This window comes from Aminobacter sp. Y103A (assembly GCF_030294925.1).
Taxonomy (GTDB): Bacteria; Pseudomonadota; Alphaproteobacteria; order Rhizobiales; family Rhizobiaceae; genus Aminobacter; species Aminobacter ciceronei.
The window spans coordinates 2,662,392-2,685,770 of sequence record NZ_AP017986.1 but is presented as its reverse complement, the minus strand read 5'-3'; the positions used below and the strand labels follow the sequence as shown (position 1 = coordinate 2,685,770).

Sequence of the window (23,379 nt, the reverse complement as noted above, 5' to 3'; positions counted from 1 at the left end):
GAGCACAGACCACGTCACGAAATATCAACGCTTGCAGCTTCAACTCGCTGCACGGTCACATCAGCGGCACGATCCGATTTCCGTTGCGCCGCCATCGCCCCTAACGCAAGGTAGGCCAAGAGGCAACTAATGAAGCAACTCTTCCTGGCCGCCCTACTCGCTGGAGGCATTTGCCTACCCGTTCAGGCGGCAACTGTGTCCAAATCCTACAGCTATTTCACCATCACCGGCAAAACGCTCGACGAGATCGAGCAGCAGCTGATGACGCGCGGGCCCGAGGTCAAGAGCACCGGCGGCAGGCACCCGGGCGCAACCCAGATGGAATTCACCAGCCGCATCGGCTACGCCGAGGTCAAGGGCGGCTGCGCCATCGTCTCGGCCCAGGTCACCGTCAAGGCCAAGGTGATCCTGCCGCGCTGGCGCCAGAACGGCAAGGCAGCCCAGGACGTCAAGCTGATCTGGAACACGCTGTCTTCCGACATCAAGCGCCACGAGGAAAGCCACGTCGTCATTGCCAAGAACCACGCCCGTGAACTGGAACAGGCGCTGAGGGCGATCGGCAAGCAGAAGAGCTGCGACATCGCCGCCACCAAGGCAAAGGCGACGAGCAACCGCATCCTCAATGCCCATGACCGGGCACAGGAGGAATTCGACCGCATCGAAGGCATCAATTTCGAAAGCCGGATCGTCAGGCTGCTGCGCTACCGGCTGGAGCGCATCGACGCCGGCAAGCTCAAGAACTGAGGGCCAGGCCTCTGCAAATCAGTCAGGAACGCCGAGCTTCTTGTGCAGGCTCGTCGACGACGTCGTGTATTGAAACACGACGCGTTCCTTGGGGCTGATGATGTGTTTGGCAGCCTGCGTCATCAGCGCGGCTTCATGAAAGCCCGACAGGATCAGCTTGAGCTTGCCCGGGTACCAGTTGATGTCGCCGATGGCGAAGATTCCCGGCTCCGACGTTTCGAATTTTTCGGTGTCGACCGGGATCTGGTTCTCGTGAAGATGGAGGCCCCATTCTGCCACCGGCCCCAACTTCATGGTCAGGCCGAAGAACGGCAGCAGCCGCGTGCAGGCAACCTCGGTTTCGGCATCCGCTCCCTTGACGGTGACGGAGCGCAATATGCCGTCCTCGCCTGACAGGCCTGAAACCTGGCCGATCACAAGGTCGATGGCGCCCGCATCGCGCAGCGCATGCATCTTGCCGACATTGTCGGGCGCGGCACGGAATTCCGGACGCCGATGGACCAGCGTGACGCGTCTGGCCACCGGCTCCAGGTTGAGCGTCCAGTCGAGCGCGGAATCCCCGCCGCCAACGACGACCACCTCCTGATCGCGGAAATCCTCGATGCGCCGAACCGCATAGCGGACGCTGGCCTGCTCATAAGCCTCGATGCCAGGGATCGGCGGGCGCTTGGGCTGGAACGAGCCGCCGCCGGCGGCAATCACCACGACCTTGGCGTCGAACACCTCATTCTCGTCGGTCGTGACGCGGAAGCTGCCATGCTCGAGCCGCTCCAGCGCAGTCACCATCCGGTTGAAGGTGAAACCGGGCTTGAATGGCGCGATCTGTTCCAGAAGCTTGTCGACCAGCTCCTGGGCGCCGATCACCGGATAGCCGGGAATGTCGTAGATCGGCTTTTCCGGATAAAGCTCGGCGCATTGCCCGCCGGGGCGGTCGAGAATGTCGATAAGGTGGCAGCGCATGTCGAAGAGACCGAGCTCGAACACCGCAAACAGGCCGATCGGCCCGGCTCCGATGATCAGGACGTCGGTTGTGGTGATGTCGCTCAAGGCCACCTCGCCGCTGACGCACGCATTTCGAAAATGTGCATGACAACAGCTGTCATGCCAAGCAAGGCCAAGTTGGGAACGTCAGCCCTGGCGCTCGGGAATGGAGACAACCAGGCCGTCGAGTTCGTCGCGAACCTTGATCTGGCAGGAAAGGCGCGACGACGGCCGGACCTCGTAGGCGAAGTCGAGCATGTCTTCTTCCATTGCCTCGGGCTCGCCGACGATCGCCGTCCATGCGTCATCGACATAGACATGGCAGGTCGCGCAGGCGCAAGCGCCGCCACATTCCGCCTCGATGCCCGGCACGGCATTGCGGATCGCATTTTCCATCACGGTCGAGCCGTTCTCGGCCTCGACTTCGAAACGCGTGCCATCATGGGCTATGTAAGTCAGCTTGGTCATGCTCGTTCCCGAAATAGGTCACACGGCAGATAATCACTCCGCCGTGTGTGTCAACTGCCGTGCGATAGCGCCGCCGGCTGTCGGAATTACACTGACTGGTCCACAAATGTTACTGCGGCCATTGCACGCCCCCCGGGAAGGCACCGCCGAACGTCAGCGGCTGAACGAGGCGATGAAGTCGCGCGCCTCGTCGATCAGGCGGGTAAGCCGCGTGATCAGAGCGACATTGTCCGGGTCCGCTTCGATCGCCGCCACGCAGTCGGCAATGGGAAATGCGCCAACGCCACGCGCCGAACCTTTCAGGGCGTGGCACAGCATCAGCCGCTCGGCAAGATCGGCCTTGACGATCGCATCTCGAACCGAGAGCGCCTGATGGACGAACATGTCGAGCACCTCGCGCTCGACATCGCGGTCGCCGATCGTCTGCCGGGAAAGATGTTCAAGGTCGATCGGACGGCCATGAACCGATGCCGAGGATTCGCCTCCCGGCATGCCAAAAGCCATCGAAGCCGTCTCGCGCGTTACCATTCAACCCGTGCCCCGCCACTCGCCCTTGGGTTGGTAAGCTAGGGCGTCCGTGTGGATAACCCGTTAACCTGACAAAGCCCGGAACCGTGCGGGATTGGGGCCAATAATCACTGCAGTGTTAACCTTATATTTAAACTTTTACGTATCGGGGCGAATGCATGTTTTCTTTACCCGATTGTGTCACTACGATACGGGCAGTCCATATTGAGCCTCGGCCGCGGACAAAAATAGGACAAAAAGTCCAGCAAATCCGCGTCTTTAGTACAGGGTAGCGAAGGCATGGCGAAGAAATCCACTCCGACAAAGAACCTCGATCTCGACGTGGCCAAGGAGCTCGAGCAGGCGCTCGACCTCGACCTGAGCGGCGACGAAGGCGGCCTCGACATGGCCGCGTCGATGGACGATCTCGAAGCACAGATTTCGCAGGCAGCTGAAGAATTGGCACGTGAAGGCCGCAAGCAGAAGGCTGCTGCGCCGAAGGCCGAGCCCGCCCCCGTGGCACGCGCAGCCGAGCCGCCGACCCAGTTGCGCCCCGTCGAAACCCGCCCGCTGCAGCCCGAAGGCTTCAAGCCCGCGAACGACGATCGCGCCAAGGATTACAAGTCGCTCCTGCACAGCCTCAACCGCCGCGCATCGAGCACCATCTATTGGATGGTCGGCCTGGTTTCGGTCGCATGGGTTGCCGGTGCCGTGGCGCTGGCCGATCGCATCGTCACGCCCAGCATCTGGACCATCCGCTCGTTCGACGACGCGCTGGCACGTCCCGGCCTGCTGATGCTGCTCGTCGCCACCATCGTGCCGATCGCGCTGTTCTGGGCTTTTGCCGCGATGATCCGCCGCGCCCAGGAAATGCGCATTGCCGCGCAGTCGATGACCGAAGTCGCCTTCCGCCTCGCCGAGCCCGAAAACATGGCACAGGACCGCGTCATGATGGTCGGCCAGGCCGTGCGCCGCGAGGTGGCGGCCATGGGCGAAGGCATCGAACGCACGCTGGCGCGTGCCGTCGAGCTCGAAACGCTCGTCCACACCGAAGTCAACCAGATCGAGCGCTCCTATTCCGAGAACGCCGCCCGCATCCGTTCGCTCGTCGATGGTCTCGGCAGCGAGCGCGAGGCCGTCGTCTCCCACGCGGAGCGCGTCCGCGCCTCGATCTCCGGCGCCCATGAGACGCTGCGCGACGAACTCGGCTCGGCCAGCGACATCATCCGTGACAGCATCCTGAATGCCTCGACCAAGCTGTCGATGACGATCACCAATTCCGGTGACACGCTCATCGACCGCATCAACGAAGGCGGCATGGGCCTGTTCGAGGCGATCGACAACCGCATGGATTCGCTGAGCGACCGCCTGTCGACCTCAGGCGAAGCCTTCGCCAGCCTGCTCGACACCCGCATCGCCAAGCTGACGCAGAGCACCGACGAGGTGACCCGCTCGCTGACCGACCTGCTCGACAACCGCACCTCGGGCATGGTCTCGCTGCTCGGCGGCGCTGCCAAGACGATCAACTCTGAATTCGAGGCGAGCCTGCACGGCATCGAGCGCACGCTGGCTGAACGCGGCCAGGCGCTGATCGGCGAATTCCAGACCCGCGCCGAAGCGCTCGACACCGGCACTGCCAAGCTCAATGCCGCTCTCGAAGCCCGCGCCCGCCAGATCAACGAGACGCTGGTCGAGCGTGCGCGCGAAATCGCCACCACCTTCGTCCAGGGCCGTGACTCGCTGTCGGCGATGATCGACCAGGGCAAGACCCAGATCGGCACCGACCTCGCCGACATCATCACCTCGACCTCGACCATGCTCGAGGCCCGCGCCAGCGATTTCGCCGGCCGCATGGAAGCAGCCCGCCATCAGGTGTCGCGCGCATTCGACGGCGACATCCAGCGTCTGTCCGAGGCCCGCGTCGGCATCGAGCAGGCCGTGGAAGACCACACCACCAAGCTCTCCGAAGCGCGCGACCGCATGGCAGCAGCGCTACGCGACGACCTCAGCAAGTTCGCCGAGGGTCGCGCCAGCATCGAGGCCGCCGTCGGCTTCCAGGTGCAGAAGCTTGCCGAAGGCCGCAGCCTGATCACGCGCGCCCTCGACGACGACATGCGCAAGCTGGAGCAGTCGCGCCAGGCAATCGACGACACGCTCAGCAGCCAGTTCAGGCAGCTCGCCCAGGGCCGTGAACAGCTTGCCCAGGCACTCGTCGAAGACTCCGAGAAACTCGTCCAAGCCCGTACGAACATTGATGAAATGGTCGCTGGCCACGTCGGCAAGCTGGCCGAAGGCCGCAACATCCTGTCGCGTGCGCTGGAAGCTGATCTCGGAAAGCTTGCCGACAGCCGCGCGAGCATCGACGGCCTCGTCGCCGGCCAGGTCGAGAAGATCGCCGAGGGCCGCGCCATCCTGGCCAACGCGCTCGAAACCGACCTCGCCGGCATCAAGGCGCTCGTTGACGGCCATTCCTCCAAGATCGCGTCCGATCGCGCCGAACTGTCGCGCAGCCTGGAAACCGACATCGCCAACGTCCACGGCCTTATCGAAGGCCATGCCGAAAAACTTGCCGGCGAGCGCACTCTGCTCTCCAAGACGCTGGAAACCGATCTCGCCAAGCTGGCGGACAGCCGCGCCAGCATCGACGGTCTCGTCGCTGGCCAGGTCGAGAAGCTGGCCGAAGGCCGCGACATCCTCAAGCGCGCGCTCGAGACCGACCTCGACAACGTCAAGGGGCTCGTGTCGAGCCATGCCGAACGGCTGATCGCCGAGCGCAGCACCCTGTCCAAGGCATTGGAAGACGATCTCGCCAAGCTGGCCGAAAGCCGATCCGGCATCGATGGCCTCGTCGCCGGGCAGGTCGAGAAGCTGGCCGAAGGCCGCGACATCCTCAAGCGCGCCCTCGAATCCGATCTCAATGCGATCCACAGCACGATCACGGCACAGTCGGAAAAGCTTGCCGAGGATCGATCCATGCTGTCGCGTTCGCTCGAGGCCGACCTCGACAGCGTCAAAGGCCTTGTGTCGAGCCACGCCGAACGCCTGGTCGCCGAGCGCGGTACGCTGTCCAAGGCGCTGGAAGATGATCTCGCCAAGCTGGCTGAAAGCCGCTCGGGAATCGACGGCCTCGTCGCCGGCCAGGTCGAGAAGCTGGCCGAAGGCCGCGATATCCTCAAGCGCGCCCTCGAAGCCGACCTCAATGCCATCCGAAACACCGTTGCATCCCAGTCGGAGAAGCTCGCCGAAGACCGCGCCATGCTGACCCGGTCGCTCGAAGCCGACCTCGATAGCGTCAAGGGCCTCGTATCGAGCCACGCCGAACGCCTGGTTGCCGAACGCAGCACCTTGTCCATGGCGCTTGAAGACGACCTCGCCAAGCTGGCCGAAAGCCGCTCGGGCATCGACGGCCTCGTTGCCGGCCAGGTCGAGAAACTGGCAGAAGGCCGCGACATCCTGCGCCGCGCGCTGGAAGCCGACCTCGCCAAGATCGACGGCATGATGCTCGGCCAGGTCGACAAGCTGGCCGCCGGCCGCGACACGCTGACCAAGGCGCTCGAAGCCGATCTCGCCATGCTGAACGACAGCCGCGCCACCATCGACAACATCGTCGCCGGCCATGTCGGCAAGCTCGCCGAAGGCCGCGACACGATGGCCCGTGCGCTCGATGAGGATCTCGGCAAGCTCGGCGATGCCCGCCGTGACATCGACCTGGCCATATCGGGCCACATCGACCAGATCGCGGCACGCCGCGTCGACATCTCCGACGCGATTGCCGGCGATATCGAGAAGATCGAAGAGAGCTTCCGCCGCCAGACCGGCGTCATCGAAGAGCGCACCTCCACCATGGAACGCGCCCTGTCGCTGGGTGTCGACAATGTCCGCGGCGTGCTCGAAAAGAGCGCCGTCTTCGTTGCCGGCGCCCTGCGCGAAAAGGTCATGGAAGTGACCGCAGCTCTCAACGAAGAGGCAGGCAAGGCCTTCAGCGACGCCGACCGCGTCATTGCCGAGCGTGCCGAGCAGACATCGAGCGCCCTGCTCGCGCGGGCCGAAGACATCGCCCGTGCTTTCGACGACGCCGACCGTCGCCTTGCCGCCCGCGCCGACGAAACGTCGAACGCGCTGCTGGCGCGTGCCGAAGAGACTGCCGACACGCTGTCGGCCAAGGCAGGCGAGATCGCCAGCACGTTCGACGCAGCCGACCGCTCGCTGATCGCCCGCGCCATCGAAACCGCGGATGCCCTGTCGGCTCGCGCCGGCGACATCCTGCGCAATTTCGACACCGCGGACGAACGCCTGGGCATGCGCATCGGCGAATCCGCTGACGCGCTTGCCGCCCGCGCCTCCGAACTCGGCCGCATCTTCGACACTGCCGACGAGAAGCTCGCCGCCCGTATCGCCGAAGGCGCGGATTCGCTGGGCAGCCGCGCCGGCGAACTCAGCCGCATCTTCGATGCAGCCGACGAACGTATCGCCGCTCGGGTCGCCGACAGCTCGGCGACGCTCGGCAGCCGTGCCGGCGAAATCGTGCGCAACTTCGAGGAGGCCGACGAAAGGCTCGCGGCGCGTGCGGCCCAGACCGCCGACACGCTTGCCGGCCGTGCCGCCGAAATCGGCCGTACCTTCGAAGAAGCCGACGGCCGCATCGCCGCCCGCGTCGACCGTACGGCAGAATCGCTGCTTGGGCGCGCCGCCGAAATCAGCCGGACCTTCGAAGAAGCCGACGGCCGCATCGCTGCACGCGTCGACCAGACAGCGGAAACGCTGCTTGGCCGCGCTGCCGAGATCAGCCGCGCCTTCGACGAAGCCGACAGCCGCATCGCTGCACGCGTCGACCAGACGTCAGAGGCCTTGCTCGGCCGCGCATCGGAAATCGGCCAGGCCTTCGACGAGGCAGGACGCCAGCTTGCCGCCCGCGTCACCGAGAGCACTTCGGGCATCGGCGAGCATGCGGCACTGATCGCCAGCGCCTTCAACGAGACCGAACAGCGCGTCGTTGCCCGCGCCCATCGCACCTCGGCCGATCTCGATGCCCGCGCCCGCGCCATCGAAGAAACGCTTGCCAATGTCGATGAGCGCCTGGCTGCCGGCGCCGAAAGCGTCGCAGCCCGTATCGGCGAACATCTGTCGAGCGCCGAGAACCGCCTCGCCTATGGCGCGGAATCGATGGGCCAGAAGCTCAACGAACAGGTCACCCAGGCCGAGGCACAGCTTGTCGCCCGTGCCAACGTCATCGCCGAGACCTTCACCGCCGTCGGCCAGCATATCGGCCAGAGCACCAACGAAGCTGCACGCACCATTGGCACCAACACGCGTGAACTCAACGCGATGCTGACCGAACGCTCGAACGAGATCGCCAAGATCCTCGACGAGACGGCGCGCCCGCTGGTCGACCGCTTCGCCGAAAGCGGCAGCGAGCTTCACCGCTCGATGGAAGAAGCGACCGCACGTGCCACCGAAAAGCTGCGTTCGGAAAACGCCGCTCTCGTCGACGCGCTCGCCAACCGCACGGCCGAGACGCTGTCGGCTGTCGAGGGTGCACGTTCGACGCTCGCCGAAAGCGTCGCCGACCTGATCGGCCGCATGACGACGTCGAGCGCGCAGCTGGGCAACCTCATCGACCAGGCGACGGCAAACCTCGCCAATGTCGACGAGCGCCTGACCAGCAGCACCTCGAACTTCGCCAACACCACCGAAAAGGCCGCTCAGACATTCTCGAGCGCCGCCCGCCTGGTCGACTCGAACACCAATCGCCTGACCGACCTGTCGTCCAGCACATTGCGCGAGGTGGCGTCCATCGCCACCAAGTTCGACGAGCACAGCCGCCTGCTGTCGAGCGCTTCCAACCTGTTGTCCTCGGCGCAGAGCAACCTCGAGCACACGCTTGAGCGCCAGTCGTCGCTGGAAGACCTGGCTGTCGGCCTGGTCAAGAAGTCGGAAGACCTCGAGCGCGTCATGCAGTCGTTCGAGCGCCTGGTTGGCCAGACGCTCGAAAACGCCGAAGGCAAGACGATGGAGTCGGCGGACAAGATCCGTGCGGCGATCTCCGACGTCGTCGAGACAGCGACCAAGCGTTTCGCCGACGCCACCGAGGACATGCGCCGCACCGCAGGCTCGATCAAGACCGAGCTCGAAAGCACCCGCGCCGAGCTCAAGAAGGGCGTGCTCGACATGCCTGAGGAAGCCAAGGAATCGACGACGGCCATCCGCCGCGCGGTTTCCGAGCAGATCAACGCGCTCAAGGAACTGTCGGCGATCGTCGCCAAGTCCGGCCGCAGCGTCGATGTCTCCGATGCCTCGCTGCGCACTGCGCAGCAGCCGACGCCGCGTCGCCCAGCGCCTCAGCCCGAGCAGCGTCGCGAACCGCCGGCACCCCAGGTGCCGCTTGGTGGCGCCGGTCTGCGCGGCACGCTCGACATCGAGCGCCCGGCCACTCCTGCCCCGCAGCAGCCGGCACGTGAACCGGCCGCCAGCCGTGGCGGCCAGCAGCAGGGCGGTTGGGTCCGCGATCTGTTGACCGGTGCTTCACGCGAAGAGCAGCTGACCCGGGGCGCTGCCCAGGCAGAACCACGCGCCGTGCCTGCCCAGCGTTCGCCGCTGCACGTCGTCGAGTCGCTCAACTCGCTGTCGGTCGACATCGCCCGCGCCATCGACCACGACGCCTCGATCGAGCTTTGGGACCGCTATCGCCGCGGCGAGCGCGACGTCTTCACCCGCCGCCTCTACACGCTCAAGGGTCAGCAGACCTTCGACGAGATCCGCCGTAAATATCAGTCGGATGGCGAGTTCCGCTCGGCCGTCGACCGCTATTGCGACGACTTCGAGAAGCTGCTGAAGGACGTCTCGCGCAACGACCGCGACAGCATCATGACCAAGACCTACCTGACGTCGGATACCGGTAAGGTCTACACCATGCTCGCACATGCGGCCGGCCGCCTGAAGTAAGGCTGCCGCGGCCCATGAGGGCAGTATGCCAATAAGGAAATGGGGCAGTGGGGTGTTAACCTACTGCCCCTTTTGCTGTCTGAAGTTACGATTTGTGGCGTTGATCTGCCCTGGGTCACATGGCAAGCGCCGGGGCCTGCGCCGACTTGGCAGCCGAATGTCGCATTGAGAGATGCGCGCCACGTTGGAAAGGAAGCGTCAAGAACCCAGGCAAGCAGACCGGAAGAGTTCGGGAACCTACTGCCCTATTGCCTCATTCCCCTACCGACCTGGTCAGATCAGCGTCTCGGTCCATTTGACGATTTCGGTCGCGGCCTGGCCGAATGCGCTGTCGAGCGCCGCCGCATAGGCATCGTTGCCGCCGCCGGAAACCGGGGCGCTCACAGTGAAGACGCGCGAGGCGCGCACCTGGCCGTTGCGGTCGTTGAGCAGCCTGACGAACAGCTCGACGTCGGCGCGTTCGCCGCCGCCGACCTTGATCTCGAAGCTGCGCAGCTCGACGATCACCTGATAGTCGATGGCCAGGCCCTCGCCCGGCTTGCCGACGCCGATATAGCCGCCGGCGCGCTGGAAGGTTTCGGCGAGTCGTGCCTGGACGATGCGCGGCAGCCTGTCCGACCACTGCGCCCCCTTGAGGAACTGTATCGACCCGGGCGATGGCTTGATGACGATGCTCTGGCCATCCAGCGATTTGAGCGCCGAAGGTTCGGCAATCAGGATCTGGCGGCGGCTCGGGCCGTTGCGGCCGTCGACAGCGGGCGCAGTCAGCTCGTAGGTGTCGAGCGGCGGCGGCGTACTGACGAACAACGAGGTGCAGCCGGACAGCGCAAGCGTGACTGCGCTCAGCAGCAAAGTTGATCTAGCAGCCTTCACGTGCTGTCCCCGAAACAGACTCACCCGCGCCGCGCGCGAACACCCCTCATTTGCCTTCATGCGATTGCATGCCGGCGATGTCAACGACGCACCCGGCCGTCAAACTCGCGCACCGAGCCCTCGCCGCCGGTGATGATGCGTTGCGGATTGCGCTCCAGGTCGGAAATGGCCTGTTCTATGCGGCTGATCGAACGCCTGGAGTCCTGAACCAGCGCGTCGACGTCGCGCAGCCCCTGGCCGGAGAAGCGCGACAGGCCGTCCATGATCGTGGCGAGCCGCGAATTCAGCGTGTCGGCCACCTGCTTGAACGACTTCAAGGTGGCGCTGGCGTCCGACATGACGCCCTCCGCCTCGCCCGAGCCGAGCAGCTTGTCGACCTTGGCCATGACGCCGTCGACGCGCACCGAAGCGGCGTTGAGGCGCGACGCCAGCTGCTTGGCGTCCGTAATGATCTGGTCGATGTCGTCGGCACGGTCGCCGAACTTTTCGGTGACCTTGGCGACGTCGGCCGCAGCCTGGTTGGCACTTTCGCTGGCCTTGCGGATGTTGTCGAGCGACTCACGCACGCTGGCCGCATCGACGCCGTCGAGCACGCCGTCGACCTTGGTCAGCGTCTGCTGGGTCTTCTGGGCGAAGTCGTTGATCGAGGCGACCGCGGTGTTGACGCCCTTGACGATGCCGTCGAGCTGGTCGCTCTGAGCGCTCAGGTTCTTGGTGAAGGTGTCGACACTGGCAACGATGTTCTTGACCTTGTCACGGTCAACCGACTTGAGCAGGCCTTCCGCCGCCTCGATGGTGCCATCGAGCTTGCCCGAGACCGCAGACAATTGCTCCGACAGCGCACTGACGCTCGCCAGGAACTTGTCAACACCATCGGCATTGCGCGCCAAGGACTCCGAGAATTTCTGGGCATTGCTGACGGTCTCGGTCAGCGGTCCGCGCACGTCGTTGGTGAAACCTTCGAGATTGGTGAGCACCGTGTCGGCGCGCTTGAAGATGTCCTGCGCCGTCTGCAGCAGATTGGTCACGGCGGACGGATTGGCAACGATCTCGGCGATCTTGCCCTCCGCCTCGGCCTGGTCGAGCAGGTTGGGCTCCTTGATGTTGGCACCCTTGAGCTCGATATTGGCCTGTCCCGTCAGGCCGGCGAGGCCGATATCCGCCTGTGTCGACTGGGTGATCGGCGTCAGCTTGTCGATCTCGGCGTCGGCGATCGCCACCTGGGGATTGGAAATGTCGAGATAGACGCGCCGGACATCGCCGACCTTGACGCCGTTGAACAGCACGAAGCTGCCCCTGGCCAAGCCCGATGCGGAACCGGGAATACGGACACGCAACGTTGCCGTCTCGCCACGTTCACCGATTGCCGCCGTCCAGTAGACGAACGCAAAGGCGGCCAGAACGGCAAACAGCGTGAAGATACCGACAATGACGTAGTTTGCCCTGGTCTCCATCACATCATTCCATTCTATGCCCTTGCGGCAAGATCAAGCTGCCGCGCGCGTTTTCCGCGGAAATACGACCTTACCCACGGTTCTTCGCTCTTCAGCATATCTTCGATCGTGCCTTCGACGAGCACCTTCTTGTTGCCCAGCACCGCGACTCGGTCGCAGACCGAAAACAGGCTGTCGAGATCGTGGGTGACCATGTAGACGGTGAGCCCCATCGTATCGCGCATCTTGCCGACCAACTCGTCGAACTCGGCAGCACCGATGGGGTCGAGACCCGACGTCGGCTCGTCGAGGAAGACGATGTCAGGGTCGAGCGCCAGCGCACGCGCCAGTGCCGCACGCTTGATCATGCCGCCGGAAAGCTCGGACGGAAACTTGCGGGCCGCGTCAGGCGGCAGGCCGACGAGCTCGATCTTGAGCATGGCGAGCTCGTCCATCAGCTTTTTCGGCAGGTCGAGATATTCGCGCATCGGCACCTGGACGTTCTCCAGCACGGTCAGCGCCGAAAACAGCGCGCCATGCTGGAACAGCATACCGACCCGCATGTCGATCCTGAGCCGCTCCTCCTCGTTGGCCTGCTCGAGATCGACGCCGAACAGCTTGATCGTGCCGGATCGCTTGCGGATCAGGCCAAGCACGGTGCGCAACAGCACCGACTTGCCCGACCCCGAAGCACCGACGAAGCCGAGAATTTCGCCGCGCCGGATGTCGAGATCGAGATCCTCGAGAATGACCTTGTCGCCAAAGGCCACCGTCAGGTCGCGCACCGACAGCAACACCTCGCCCCTGGCGTCCTGGCCTTGGCTCTCCGCCTCGATGGTCTGTGTCCGGTTTGCCATGTCAGAAGTTGATCGCTGCGTAGAACATGGCAAACAGGCCATCGAGGATGATGACGACGAAGATGGCCTTGACCACCGACGCGGTGACGTGGCGGCCAAGCGATTCAGCGCTGCCGCCGACCTTCATGCCCTCGACGGAAGCGATGGTGCCGATGATCAGTGCCATGAACGGCGCCTTGATCAGCCCGGCGAAGATGGTGCTGAGGTCGATTGCCAGGCGCAGGCGGTCGATGAAGGCGGCAATCGGAATGTCCGAATAGAGCCATGCCGCCAGCATGCCGCCGCCAAGCGCTGCGAAATTGGCGATGATGGTGAGGCATGGAAGCGCAATCACCAGGGCCACGAGGCGCGGGAACACGAGCACGCCGATGGGATTGAGCCCGATGACCGTCAGCGCGTCGACCTCTTCGCGCATCTTCATCGAGCCGATCTCGGCGGTGATGGCGCTGCCCGAGCGGCCTGCGATCATGATCGCGGTCATCAGCACGCCGAGTTCGCGCAACACCAGCACACCGACCAGGTCGACGACGAAGATATCGGCGCCGAAATAGGCAAGCTGGTAGGCGCCCTGCTGGGCGACGATGGCGCCGACGATTGCCGACATCAGTACGACGACGGGAATGGCGCCGACGCCCATGCGGTCGATCTGGTTGAAGATGGCGGCCGGATTGACCGCATGGCCACGGCCGAGCTTCATCTGGGCGCCGCGAATTGTTGCGCCAAGGATGTTCATAGACGACAGGAAGTCGTCGCGCATCTCGTACACGCGGCGGCCGACAGCCTCAAGCATGCGCATGACGATGTTGGGCGGACCAGCCGGGGCAGATTCGCCCTCGCGCCGCACGGCCTCGCTGACGGCGCCCAGCAGGATCTTGGCCACCTCGCTGTGGCCTTCCATCCTGACCTCGACGCCCTTCTTCTCATTGGCGCTGACGAGCCTGTCGATGACCCAGGCGCCGGCGGTGTCGATCTTCTCGATGCCGCCGAGGTCGAGCGCCAGGGTCTTGTAGCCCTTGCGGGCTTCGATCTTGCGCATCTCTGCGTCGACGAAGGCAACGGTGCGGGTGGTCCAGATCCCGGTGAACACACAGGCGAGCACGCCTTCGCGCTCCGCCACAGCAACCTGCGGTCGGTGATCTCGGCCGTCGGCTGCCCCGCCGCTTGCTTCCCGTTTGCCGATGGTCAACATGGCACACTACTTAACGCGTCGGCTGCGGCATGTCGATTTTCGCAGCCGCGCCAAGCAGTTGAACGGAGCAGATTTTCATGACGCGTGTCCTTTCGGTCGTTGACGAGCGTTTTCCCATCGCCGGAACGTTCACCATCTCACGCGGTTCCAAGACCGAAGCCGAGGTCATCACCTGCGAAATCGCCGAATCAGGCGTCATCGGACGCGGCGAGTGCGTGCCCTACAAGCGTTATGGCGAGACCATGGCTGGCGTGGCTGAGGCGATCGAACAGGCGCGCCACGCCATCGAGGACGGTGCTTCGCGCACCGACCTTCTGACGCTGATGTCAGCCGGTGCAGCGCGCAACGCCGTCGACTGCGCGCTCTGGGACCTGGAAGCGAAGTTGAGCGGCGTGCCGGTCAAGGACAGGCTCGGCATTGCTGCGCCGCTGGCGCTCGAGACCGCCTACACGCTGTCGCTCGGCGAACCCGAGACTATGGCAGCCCAGGCCCGCGCCAACGCGGCGCGGCCGTTGCTCAAGGTCAAGATCGGCGGCGACAACGACATCGCCCGCATCCGCGCGGTCACCGAAGCCGCCCCCGACAGCCGCATCATCCTCGACGCCAATGAAGGCTGGACCGATGCCAACATCGCCGAGAACCTTGCCGCTGCCGCCCAGCTCGGCATCGCGCTTATCGAACAGCCGCTGCCCGCCGGCGCCGACCAGATCCTCGGCCGCATCCCACATCCTGTGCCGATCTGCGCCGACGAGAGCGTCCACATCGCCGCCGATCTCGCCGAGCTCAAGGGCCGCTACGACGCCGTCAACATCAAGCTCGACAAGTCGGGTGGGCTGACGGCAGCACTCGAACTGCGCGACCAGGCCCGCACGCTCGGGTTCCAGGTGATGGTCGGCTGCATGGTCGGCACTTCGCTCGCCATGGCGCCTGCGGTGCTGCTCGCCCAGGGCGCCGAGTTCGTCGACCTCGACGGCCCGCTGCTCCTGGCGCGCGACCGTTCGCCGGGGCTTGTCTACGAGGGTTCAATGGTGTCGCCGCCCCTGCCCGAACTTTGGGGCTGAGCGGGATGCAAGCAGCACAAGCACGATGGCGCAGGCGGCGACCGCCGCCATGAAATAGAAGCCGTCGACGCCGAAGCGCTGGTAGAGCGGACCGGACAGCAGCGTCACGATCGCCATCGACATGCCGTTGGCGAAATAGGCAACACCCTGGGCAGCGCCCGTGCGCTCTTCCGGAACCGACTCGGCGATCAGCTTCTGCACGCCAATCAGAACCAGCGCTGTCGACACGGCGTGCAGGCTCTGGACGGCAAAGAAGCCAGGTACACCCAGGCCGAGCGGCCAGATCAACGGGTATGCGACCCAGCGGACGATAGCGCCTGCGCCCGCCAGAACGAGCACCAGTGCCGTCGATCTGTTGCCGAACAGCCGCGTGAAAAACATGAACATGACGATTTCGGCCGCCACGCCCCAGCTCCACAGCAACCCGACGATCGTCTCGTTGATGCCGAGCGACTTCCAGTAGATCGACACGAAGCCATAGAGAAAGCCGTGGCTGCCGATGATGACGCCGGTGCCGCCGGCCATCAGCAGGAAATAGCGGTTGAACAGCTTTGGCGCCGCCTGCATGTCGGTCGCCGAGAGCGGTGAGGCCTTGCGCGGTCGGCCAAGGCGCGGTGAGATGAACGACATCAGGAAGCAGCCGAGCAGGCCGATCGAGATGATCGCCGGCACCGTGTCCGCACCGGTCAGCGACAGGATGAAGCCTGCGCCAAGGCTGCCGGCGAGAAAGGCGATCGAGCCCCAGATGCGCATGGCGGCATAGTCCGATCCGAAGCGGCGGACACCTGAGAGCGCAAGCGAATCGGCTATCGGCGAATGCGGCGTCCACACCACCGCCAGCGCCAGCGAGACGGCCAAGACGATGAGGTAGGTCGGCTCAAGGAAGTAGCCGAGCGACAGAAGCAAGGACGATGCAGCCAGGACGATGAAGACGTTGGCGCGGTCCTTGGCACGATCGGCCATGGCCGCGATCAATGGAGTTGTGATGACGCGCAGGAACATTGGCGCCGACAGCACGATAGCGATCTGCTCGGGATCGAACCCCTTGGCTTCGAGCCACAGCGGAAAATACGGCAGATGCACGCCCATCGGCACGAAAAGTGCTGCGAAAAGCAGGGAGATTCGCAGTTCAAAGCGTCGTGGCTTGACCTGCTGCTCTGGCGTGAGTGGCGGTAATGTCATGGTGGGTAAGTGTGTCCGGGCGCGACCCGAACCAACCAAGCCTCACCGATTTGCCTGATCCCTTACCATGGGCGGCCACGCCACGAAAGCCAACGGGGCCGAGCATTTACCCAAAGCTTGGGCCAGTTGCCACGGCCTTATCGGCCAAGGCGCGGCATGGCCTGCGCTTCCATCGGCGAGTGGTGCGCGCCGAGCCGCCGTGCCCGTCTTAGCAGCGTCTCGGCAACGCGCGGCGCGGCAATTGCCGCATAACCTGGTCCATCCCGCCATGGGCGCGAGGCATATCTGGAGCTGCACATCGATGTCGTTCCGTTCAGGCGGCTGCTTTGTCGGCGCGCTGATCGACGACCATCGGCACGAAGGGTTCGTTGACCAGCTTGCCCGCCAGCACGTGCGGCCAGTGCAGGATGACGAAGCTGCCATCAAAATCCTCGGCGACCGCCGTGCAGTTTTCGACCCAGTCGCCGGTGTTGATGTACTGGATGCCGTCGAAATTCTCGATCGTCGGATGGTGGATGTGGCCGCAGATGACGCCGTCCACGTCCGAACGCCGCGCTTCCTCGGTCAGCACGTCCTGAAAGGCGCCGATGAAGTTGACGGCCTTCTTGACCCGGACCTTGGCCCAGGACGAAAACGACCAGTATGGCATGCCGAAGGTGCGGCGGAAGCGCGCCACCAGCCGGTTCATCGCCATCGCCGCGTCATAGGCGAAGTCGCCGAGATAGGCGAGCCAGCGGGCGTTCTGCACCACCGCGTCGAACTGATCGCCATGGATGACCAGGAAACGCTTGCCGTCGGCCGCCTCGTGGATGGCCCGATCGGCAACGACGATGCCGCCGAAATGCACGCCCTGGAAATTGCGGGCGAACTCGTCATGATTGCCGGCGATGTAGGTGATTTCGGTGCCCTTGCGCGCCTGGCGCAGCAATTTCTGGACGACGTCGTTGTGTGTCTGCGGCCAATGCCAGGACCGGCGCAGGCGCCAACCATCGACGATATCGCCGACGAGGAAGATCTTCTCGGCCTCGTGGTGACGCAGGAAGTCGATCAGGAAATCGGCCTTCGCTCCCTTCGATCCCAGATGCACATCTGAGATGAACAGCGTGCGAAAATTGCGTGTGCTCGTGCCGGACATGGCAATCGACCCGTTGCTTTTGCCGTGGCTATGCCCAGATTCATGCAACAGCCGTATGACGGTTGCGGCTTTGGCCGGGCAGTTCTAGGCTGGGTCATCACCGACAGGAGAACGATCATGGATCTCGGCATCAGCGGGAAGAAGGCAATCGTCTGCGCCTCGAGCAAGGGCCTCGGCAAGGGCTGCGCGATGGCGCTGGCCGAAGCCGGCTGTGAGCTGTTCCTCAACGGCCGCGACGCCGGCATCCTGAGCCGCACGGCAACCGAAATTCGTCAACGCTACGGCGTGCCGGTCACCGAAATCGTCGGCGACATCTCCGATCCGGCGATCCAGAAGACCCTGCTCGCCGCCTGCCCTGACCCCGACATTCTGGTCAACAACAATGGCGGTCCGCCCTACCGTGACTTCCGAGAGCTCGACCGCGAGAAGATCCTTGCCGGCGTCACCAACAACATGGTCACGCCCATCGAGTTGATCAAAGCTGTCATCGACGGCATGGCGGCGCGTGGCTTCGGCCGCATCGTCAACATCACCTCGTTGTCGGTCTACACGCCCATCCCCGGCCTCGACCTGTCCTCCGGCGCCCGCGCCGGCCTGACAGCCTTCCTGGCAGGCGTTGCGCGCACTGTCGCCGACCGCAACGTCACCATCAACAACATGCTGCCCGGCAAGCTCGACACCGACCGCCTGCGCGGCCCGCACGAGCCCGGCAGCATCGAGGATCCGGCGGAAGGTGCTGCGCGCCGCGCCCGCCTCAGCGCCGGCATACCAGCCGGCCGCCTCGGTACGCCGGAAGAATTCGGCCAGATCTGCGCCTTCCTGTGCTCGACCCATGCAGGCTACATGACCGGCCAGAACATTCCTGTCGACGGCGGGCTTTACGTGAGCTCATTCTAGGCTCACGGCGGCACGAACCTATCCCAAAGGCAGCCAACAGCGCGTCGCAAGGACGCGCTGTTTCAGCCAAGCTCACAAAAGACCGAATCAATCTCTCAACCGCCACCCGCAAGTCGCTGGAATGATTGCAGTTCCGGCGCTTGAAAGTGATTCAACGTCCATTTGGCCGTTGAAGCCTCGAAAATCGTGCTGGCCGTGCTAATAACGGCCTTTGCTGTTGGATTCAGAAGGAGCGGGACATGGCTGGGGAAGACAAGAAGAAGGAAGCACTGTCCGATCTGGATCAGGCCGCGCTCTTCTTCCACAAGCACCCCATTCCCGGCAAGCTCGAGATTCAGGCGACCAAGCCGCTCGGCAACCAGCGCGACCTGGCGCTGGCCTATTCGCCCGGCGTCGCCGCCCCTTGTCTCGCCATCAAGGATGATCCCGAGACCGCCGCCGACTATACCGGCCGCGCCAATCTGGTCGCCGTGATTTCCAATGGCACAGCCGTGCTCGGTCTCGGCAATATCGGCCCGCTGGCATCCAAGCCGGTGATGGAAGGCAAGGCCGTTCTGTTCAAGAAATTCGCCGGCATCGACGTTTTCGACATCGAGATCGACGCGCCCGAGATCGGGCAGATGGTGAGCACCATCGCGGCGCTGGAGCCGACCTTCGGCGGCATCAACCTCGAGGACATCAAGGCCCCAGAGTGCTTCGAAGTCGAGGAGCAGCTCAAGGCCAAGATGCGCATCCCGGTCTTCCATGACGACCAGCACGGCACCGCGATCATCGTCGCGGCCGCCGTTCTCAACGGCCTGGAACTCGCCGGCAAGAAAATCGAGGACGTCAAGATCGTCACCTCGGGCGCTGGTGCCGCGGCACTCGCCTGCCTCAACCTGCTGGTGTCCCTCGGCGCCAAGGTCGAGAACATCTGGGTCACCGACCGTTTCGGCGTCGCCCACAAGGGCCGCGTCGAGGAGATGGACCGCTGGAAGGACCCATACGTCAAGGACACCAACGCGCGCGTCCTGGCTGATGTCATCGGCGGCGCAGACGTCTTCCTCGGACTGTCGGCAGCCGGTGTGCTGAAGCCGGAACTGCTGTCGGAGATGGCGGACAAGCCGCTGATCCTGGCGCTGGCCAACCCGAATCCCGAGATCATGCCGGAAGTGGCGCGTGCCGCCCGTCCCGACGCGATGATCTGCACCGGACGCTCTGATTTCCCGAACCAGGTCAACAACGTCCTGTGCTTCCCCTACATCTTCCGCGGCGCGCTCGATTGCGGCGCGCGTGCCATCAATGAAGAAATGAAGATGGCTGCCGTGCGCGCAATTGCTGCGCTCGCGCGCGAAGAACCGTCCGATGTCGCGGCGCGCGCCTATTCCGGCGAGACGCCGACCTTCGGCCCCGACTTCCTGATCCCCTCGCCCTTCGACCCCAGGCTGATCCTCAGAATCGCGCCTGCCGTTGCCAAGGCGGCCTGCGAAACCGGCGTGGCGACCCGCCCGATCGCCGACTTCAACGCCTATGTCGACAAGCTCAGCCGCTTCGTCTTCCGCTCCGGCCTGGTGATGAAGCCGATCTTCTCCAACGCCAAGCAGGCAACATCCAAGCGTGTCATCTACGCCGACGGCGAAGACGAGCGCGTGCTGCGCGCCGCCCAGGTGGTGCTGGAGGAAGGGCTGGCCAAGCCGATCCTGATCGGGCGTCCGCATGTCATCGAGGTCCGCATCAAGCGCTACGGTCTGCGCATCCGGCCGGGTGTCGACTTCGACATCATCAATCCCGAGGATGATCCACGCTACCGTCACTATGTCGACCACCTGATCGACCTCGGCGGCCGCCAGGGCATCACGCCCGAGGCGGCGCGCACCATGGTGCGCACCAACAACACGGTCATCGCGGCCATCGCGCTGAAGCGCGGCGATGCCGATGCCATGATCTGCGGCCTGGAAGGCCGTTTTGAGCGGCACCTGCGCAACGTCACGCTGATCGTCGGCGCCCGCGACGGCGTCAAGGATCGCGATCTGTCGGCGCTGTCGATGCTGATCTCGCAGCGCGGCGTGCTGTTCTTCACCGACACCTACGTGACCGTCGATCCGACCGCCGAAGAGATCGCCGAGATGACGATGCTGGCGGCCGACGAGATCCGTCGTTTCGGCATCGAGCCCAAGGCGGCCTTGCTGTCGCATTCGAATTTCGGGTCACGCGACTCGCAAAGCGCGCAGAAGATGCGGGCGGCGGCGGCGATCCTGAAGCGCATCGCGCCGGAACTCGCCAGCGACGGCGAAATGCATGGCGATTCCGCCCTGTCGGAAGTGCTGCGCCAGCGTGTCTTCCCGCATTCGACGCTGAAGGGCGAAGCCAACCTGCTGGTCTTCCCCAATCTCGATGCGGCGAACATCGCGCTGACCACGGTCAAGACGATGATGGACGCGCTGCATGTCGGGCCGATCCTGCTCGGCACCGCCCAGCCGGCACACATCCTGACGCCTTCGGTTACCTCGCGCGGCATCGTCAACATGACGGCACTCGCCGTCGTCGAAGCGTCGCAGCGCGCGCACGCGGCGTCCTGATCGGGCACGGGTAGCCGTTTCCAAAGAAACGGTTAACCTCGTCGGCGCTAGGGTTCGAGGCGAGCCATGTTCCGCGCGTCGCGCGGAAGGTCGATGGAAAGCGGGATGTTCGGGCGCGGCAGAAGCAAATTCCCGGTAAAGCGGCCAGCCATCGCCTTGCTGGCCGCGGTCGCCGTGTCGTTGCTGACCACCGGATCTGCATTCGCCGTGTCGGCGGAATGCCTGGAACTCGAGGTCCAGTTGGCCAACTTGCCGACGCGGGAGAGCGGGAGCTTCATCCAGCCGGATGAATTCGCCGCCGCTGCCACCACCCAGCAAGACCAGATCGACCTCGCCCGCATCAGGGCTTCCGACCTTGGCTGCGACAGGGCGATCTCGGGCGACGTCATCGCTCAGTGCGCCGCGCTGAATGCCAAGATCGCTGAGATGCAGGACAATCTCGGCAAGCTCGACAGCCAGACCGCGCAACCGAACAGGAACGTCCGGCGCGAGCGCATCCGCATCCTTGATGCGATGCAATTCGCGGGTTGCAACGACCAGGGCGAGAAGACGGAAGAAGGCGCAGGCAACGATCCCGCGACGGAGCAAGCCGGCGCGATCGTCATCCGCGGCGGCGAGGCGACCAGCCTGAGCTTCAATGAAAGCTATCCGCAGCACATCGTCATCGGCCGCAGCCAGCAACAAGGCTTGGACGAATACCGTACCTTGTGCGTGCGCACCTGCGACGGATACTTCTTCCCGATGTCGAATGCAGCCGATGTCTCGGATTTCCAGCGCGACGAGAAGAATTGCGAAGCCAGCTGCCCTGGAACCGAGATCGAGCTGTTTTATCACCTCAATGCCGGCCAGCCACAGGAGAGCATGGTTTCAGCCCGCTCCGGCCAGCCCTACCGCAATCTTGCGACAGCCTATCGCTACAAGCGCCTCGACCTGCCGCGCGTTCCGGCCTGCGGCTGCAATGTCAGCCTGGACAGGAATTTTTCGGTCATCGCCGGCGAAGGACGCCCGGTACCGAGCACCCCGCAGGCCAGGCCGGTGGAGGAGCCGCAGTCGCCGGTGGTGCCTCGTCCGGCACCAGATCCCAACCGCAAGGTCAGGGCCGTCGGGCCAACGTTCCTTCCCGACCCACAAGCGGCAACAGATCTGCGAGTTCCGGGCCCGACTCAAGACCGGTGAGCGCCAGCCTGAGCGGCATGAACAGCGCCTTGCCCTTGCGGCCGGTCGCTTTCTTCACCTTGGCCGTCCAGTCCTTCCAGACATTGCCGTCCCACGGCTCTTCGGGCAGAAGGTCGAGCGCCTGGCCAACGAATTCGCGGTCCTCGTCGGCGATCTCGACAGCCGGCTGCGGCCCTTCGCGCAGGATGCGCCACCACGCCACGGCGTCCTGGAGCCTGTCAAGATTGCCGCGAACGGCCATCCAGAACGCTTCGGCATGGTTGCCGCTGACACCGAGCACCATCAGGCGATCACGCACCTCGTCAAAGGACATGTGGTGCAGCAGCGCCCGATTGAGCACCACCAGTTCCTCAGGATCGAACTTCGCCGCCGATTTCGAGGTCGCGGCCGGATCGAACTTTTCGGCAAGGTCGCGAAGGTTGGGCACCGCGGTGACATTCTCCGACGTGCCGACAAGCACGGCGAGCGAGGCAACCGACATCGGTTCGATGCCGCCGTCGCGCAGGCTCTCGATCGACAGCGCACCTGTGCGCTTGGACAGGCCCTCGCCGGAAGCCGTCGTCAGCAGATTGTGGTGACCGAAAACAGGAGGCTCGGCGCCGAGTGCGCGGAACAGCGCGATCTGAACACCGGTGTTGGTGACATGGTCGTCGCCACGGATGACGTGGGTGATCTCCATCTCGATATCGTCGACAACCGATGGCAGCGTGTAGAGATAGGTTCCGTCCTCGCGCACCAGCACCGGATCGGACAGCGACGCCAGATCGACGGTCTCCTCGCCGCGCACGATGTCGGTCCAATGGACGTCGGTGCGCTGGGTCTCGAACGGATCGGAGACGAAATTGGGCAGCAGGAAACGCCAGTGCGGTCTGCGCCCGTCATGTTCGTAGGACAGGCGCTCGGCATCGGTGAGCTTCAGCGCCTCGCGGCCATAGACCGGCGGCAGACCGCGCGTCCGCCGCACCTTGCGGCGCAGGTCGAGCTCCTCGGGCGTCTCATAGCAGGGATAGAGCACGCCTGATGCCTTGAGCTTGTCGACGGCGGCGTCGTAGCTGGCAAAGCGGCGCGACTGGTATTCGGTCTGGTCGGGAAAGATGCCGAGCCAGTGCAGGTCGTAGAGAATGGAGTCTGCGAATTCCTGGCGCGAGCGCTCGACATCGGTGTCGTCGAAGCGCTGGACAAACCGCCCCTTGTGCTTGAGGGCGAAGAGCCAATTGAACAAGGCGGTGCGCGCATTGCCGATGTGGATGCGGCCGGTGGGCGAAGGGGCGAAGCGAACTGTAACTGTCATGATCGGGGCGTAGCGGATGGCTTTTGCGTTGACAAGGCGGCGCCCCCGCACCTCTGCACCAGAAATAAAGCAACCAGAGCGCGAA

16 protein-coding genes are annotated in these 23,379 nt (G+C 64.4%); 6 read left to right on the top strand and 10 right to left on the bottom strand.

Annotated elements, in window-relative coordinates:
* Window positions 1-129 precede the first annotated feature (129 nt).
* Window positions 130-744, top strand: coding sequence for a DUF922 domain-containing Zn-dependent protease (locus Amn_RS13120; protein WP_154386063.1), 615 nt, complete (start codon window positions 130-132; stop codon window positions 742-744).
* Between the two features lie 18 nt (window positions 745-762).
* Here the strand turns inward: Amn_RS13120 and Amn_RS13115 are convergent, their stop codons facing one another.
* The 3 genes from Amn_RS13115 to Amn_RS13105 form a co-directional block, all read right to left on the bottom strand.
* Window positions 763-1,791, bottom strand: coding sequence for an NAD(P)/FAD-dependent oxidoreductase (locus tag Amn_RS13115; protein ID WP_182573860.1), 1,029 nt, complete (start codon window positions 1,789-1,791; stop codon window positions 763-765).
* Between the two features lie 81 nt (window positions 1,792-1,872).
* On the bottom strand, window positions 1,873-2,193 hold the full coding sequence (locus tag Amn_RS13110; protein ID WP_067962523.1) for a 2Fe-2S iron-sulfur cluster-binding protein: 321 nt from the start codon (window positions 2,191-2,193) through the stop codon (window positions 1,873-1,875).
* A gap of 153 nt (window positions 2,194-2,346) precedes the next feature.
* Window positions 2,347-2,697, bottom strand: coding sequence for an Hpt domain-containing protein (locus tag Amn_RS13105; RefSeq protein ID WP_246340632.1), 351 nt, complete (start codon window positions 2,695-2,697; stop codon window positions 2,347-2,349).
* Between the two features lie 303 nt (window positions 2,698-3,000).
* Between Amn_RS13105 and Amn_RS13100 the strand changes: the two genes are divergently transcribed.
* Window positions 3,001-9,642 (top strand): kinesin, encoded by a 6,642-nt coding sequence (locus Amn_RS13100; protein ID WP_286297589.1) that lies wholly within the window; start codon window positions 3,001-3,003, stop codon window positions 9,640-9,642.
* 273 nt (window positions 9,643-9,915) lie between these two features.
* Here the strand turns inward: Amn_RS13100 and Amn_RS13095 are convergent, their stop codons facing one another.
* The 4 genes from Amn_RS13095 to Amn_RS13080 form a co-directional block, all read right to left on the bottom strand.
* On the bottom strand, window positions 9,916-10,494 hold the full coding sequence (locus Amn_RS13095) for an ABC-type transport auxiliary lipoprotein family protein (RefSeq protein ID WP_263007298.1): 579 nt from the start codon (window positions 10,492-10,494) through the stop codon (window positions 9,916-9,918).
* 101 nt (window positions 10,495-10,595) lie between these two features.
* Complete coding sequence (locus Amn_RS13090; protein WP_154386068.1) at window positions 10,596-11,969, bottom strand: MlaD family protein; 1,374 nt, start codon at window positions 11,967-11,969, stop codon at window positions 10,596-10,598.
* Window positions 11,970-11,983: 14 nt separating this feature from the next.
* On the bottom strand, window positions 11,984-12,805 hold the full coding sequence (locus Amn_RS13085; RefSeq protein ID WP_286297586.1) for an ABC transporter ATP-binding protein: 822 nt from the start codon (window positions 12,803-12,805) through the stop codon (window positions 11,984-11,986).
* 1 nt (window position 12,806) lies between these two features.
* A complete protein-coding gene (locus Amn_RS13080; RefSeq protein ID WP_286297583.1) occupies window positions 12,807-13,994 on the bottom strand; it encodes an ABC transporter permease in 1,188 nt (395 codons plus the stop codon).
* 77 nt (window positions 13,995-14,071) lie between these two features.
* On the opposite strand from Amn_RS13080, the gene dgcA reads away from it, so the two are divergent.
* Window positions 14,072-15,055, top strand: a complete 984-nt coding sequence (gene dgcA / locus Amn_RS13075; protein WP_067962540.1) for an N-acetyl-D-Glu racemase DgcA — start codon at window positions 14,072-14,074, stop codon at window positions 15,053-15,055.
* Here dgcA and Amn_RS13070 read toward each other — a convergent pair.
* Together Amn_RS13070 and Amn_RS13065 are read right to left on the bottom strand one after the other, a co-directional pair.
* On the bottom strand, window positions 15,017-16,237 hold the full coding sequence (locus Amn_RS13070; protein WP_286297577.1) for an MFS transporter: 1,221 nt from the start codon (window positions 16,235-16,237) through the stop codon (window positions 15,017-15,019). The two genes, dgcA and Amn_RS13070, sit on opposite strands and share 39 nt — an antisense overlap.
* Before the next feature lie 313 nt (window positions 16,238-16,550).
* Entirely contained in the window at window positions 16,551-17,372 is an 822-nt protein-coding gene (locus Amn_RS13065) for a UDP-2,3-diacylglucosamine diphosphatase (RefSeq protein WP_182573859.1), read from the bottom strand.
* Between the two features lie 117 nt (window positions 17,373-17,489).
* Between Amn_RS13065 and Amn_RS13060 the strand changes: the two genes are divergently transcribed.
* The 3 genes from Amn_RS13060 (at window position 17,490) to Amn_RS13050 (ending at window position 22,003) form a co-directional block, all read left to right on the top strand.
* The gene (locus tag Amn_RS13060; protein ID WP_263007302.1) at window positions 17,490-18,269 is read left to right on the top strand and encodes an SDR family oxidoreductase; all 780 of its coding nucleotides are present in this window, start codon (window positions 17,490-17,492) and stop codon (window positions 18,267-18,269) included.
* A 239-nt stretch (window positions 18,270-18,508) separates the two neighbouring features.
* A complete protein-coding gene (locus Amn_RS13055; RefSeq protein WP_286297573.1) occupies window positions 18,509-20,827 on the top strand; it encodes an NADP-dependent malic enzyme in 2,319 nt (772 codons plus the stop codon).
* Between the two features lie 105 nt (window positions 20,828-20,932).
* Window positions 20,933-22,003 carry a DUF2865 domain-containing protein gene (locus Amn_RS13050; RefSeq protein WP_286297570.1) on the top strand — a complete coding sequence of 357 codons (1,071 nt, stop codon included), beginning with the start codon at window positions 20,933-20,935 and terminating at the stop codon, window positions 22,001-22,003.
* Here the strand turns inward: Amn_RS13050 and gltX are convergent.
* Window positions 21,921-23,294: a glutamate--tRNA ligase gene (gene gltX / locus Amn_RS13045; protein ID WP_067966637.1), complete on the bottom strand. Its 1,374-nt coding sequence runs from the start codon at window positions 23,292-23,294 to the stop codon at window positions 21,921-21,923. The two genes, Amn_RS13050 and gltX, sit on opposite strands and share 83 nt — an antisense overlap.
* Window positions 23,295-23,379 lie beyond the last annotated feature (85 nt).

Bases quoted from the DNA above. Each gene is read 5' to 3' on its own strand.
- Amn_RS13110 (WP_067962523.1), bottom strand. From the start codon at position 2,193: ATGACCAAGCTGACTTACATAGCCCATGATGGCACGCGTTTCGAAGTC.
- Amn_RS13060 (WP_263007302.1), top strand. From the start codon at position 17,490: ATGGATCTCGGCATCAGCGGGAAGAAGGCAATCGTCTGCGCCTCGAGC.
- Amn_RS13080 (WP_286297583.1), bottom strand. From the start codon at position 13,994: ATGTTGACCATCGGCAAACGGGAAGCAAGCGGCGGGGCAGCCGACGGC.
- Amn_RS13090 (WP_154386068.1), bottom strand. From the start codon at position 11,969: ATGGAGACCAGGGCAAACTACGTCATTGTCGGTATCTTCACGCTGTTT.
- gltX (WP_067966637.1), bottom strand. From the start codon at position 23,294: ATGACAGTTACAGTTCGCTTCGCCCCTTCGCCCACCGGCCGCATCCAC.
- Amn_RS13065 (WP_182573859.1), bottom strand. From the start codon at position 17,372: ATGTCCGGCACGAGCACACGCAATTTTCGCACGCTGTTCATCTCAGAT.
- dgcA (WP_067962540.1), top strand. From the start codon at position 14,072: ATGACGCGTGTCCTTTCGGTCGTTGACGAGCGTTTTCCCATCGCCGGA.
- Amn_RS13100 (WP_286297589.1), top strand. From the start codon at position 3,001: ATGGCGAAGAAATCCACTCCGACAAAGAACCTCGATCTCGACGTGGCC.
- Amn_RS13105 (WP_246340632.1), bottom strand. From the start codon at position 2,697: ATGGCTTTTGGCATGCCGGGAGGCGAATCCTCGGCATCGGTTCATGGC.
- Amn_RS13085 (WP_286297586.1), bottom strand. From the start codon at position 12,805: ATGGCAAACCGGACACAGACCATCGAGGCGGAGAGCCAAGGCCAGGAC.
- Amn_RS13120 (WP_154386063.1), top strand. From the start codon at position 130: ATGAAGCAACTCTTCCTGGCCGCCCTACTCGCTGGAGGCATTTGCCTA.
- Amn_RS13050 (WP_286297570.1), top strand. From the start codon at position 20,933: ATGTTCGGGCGCGGCAGAAGCAAATTCCCGGTAAAGCGGCCAGCCATC.
- Amn_RS13070 (WP_286297577.1), bottom strand. From the start codon at position 16,237: ATGACATTACCGCCACTCACGCCAGAGCAGCAGGTCAAGCCACGACGC.
- Amn_RS13055 (WP_286297573.1), top strand. From the start codon at position 18,509: ATGGCTGGGGAAGACAAGAAGAAGGAAGCACTGTCCGATCTGGATCAG.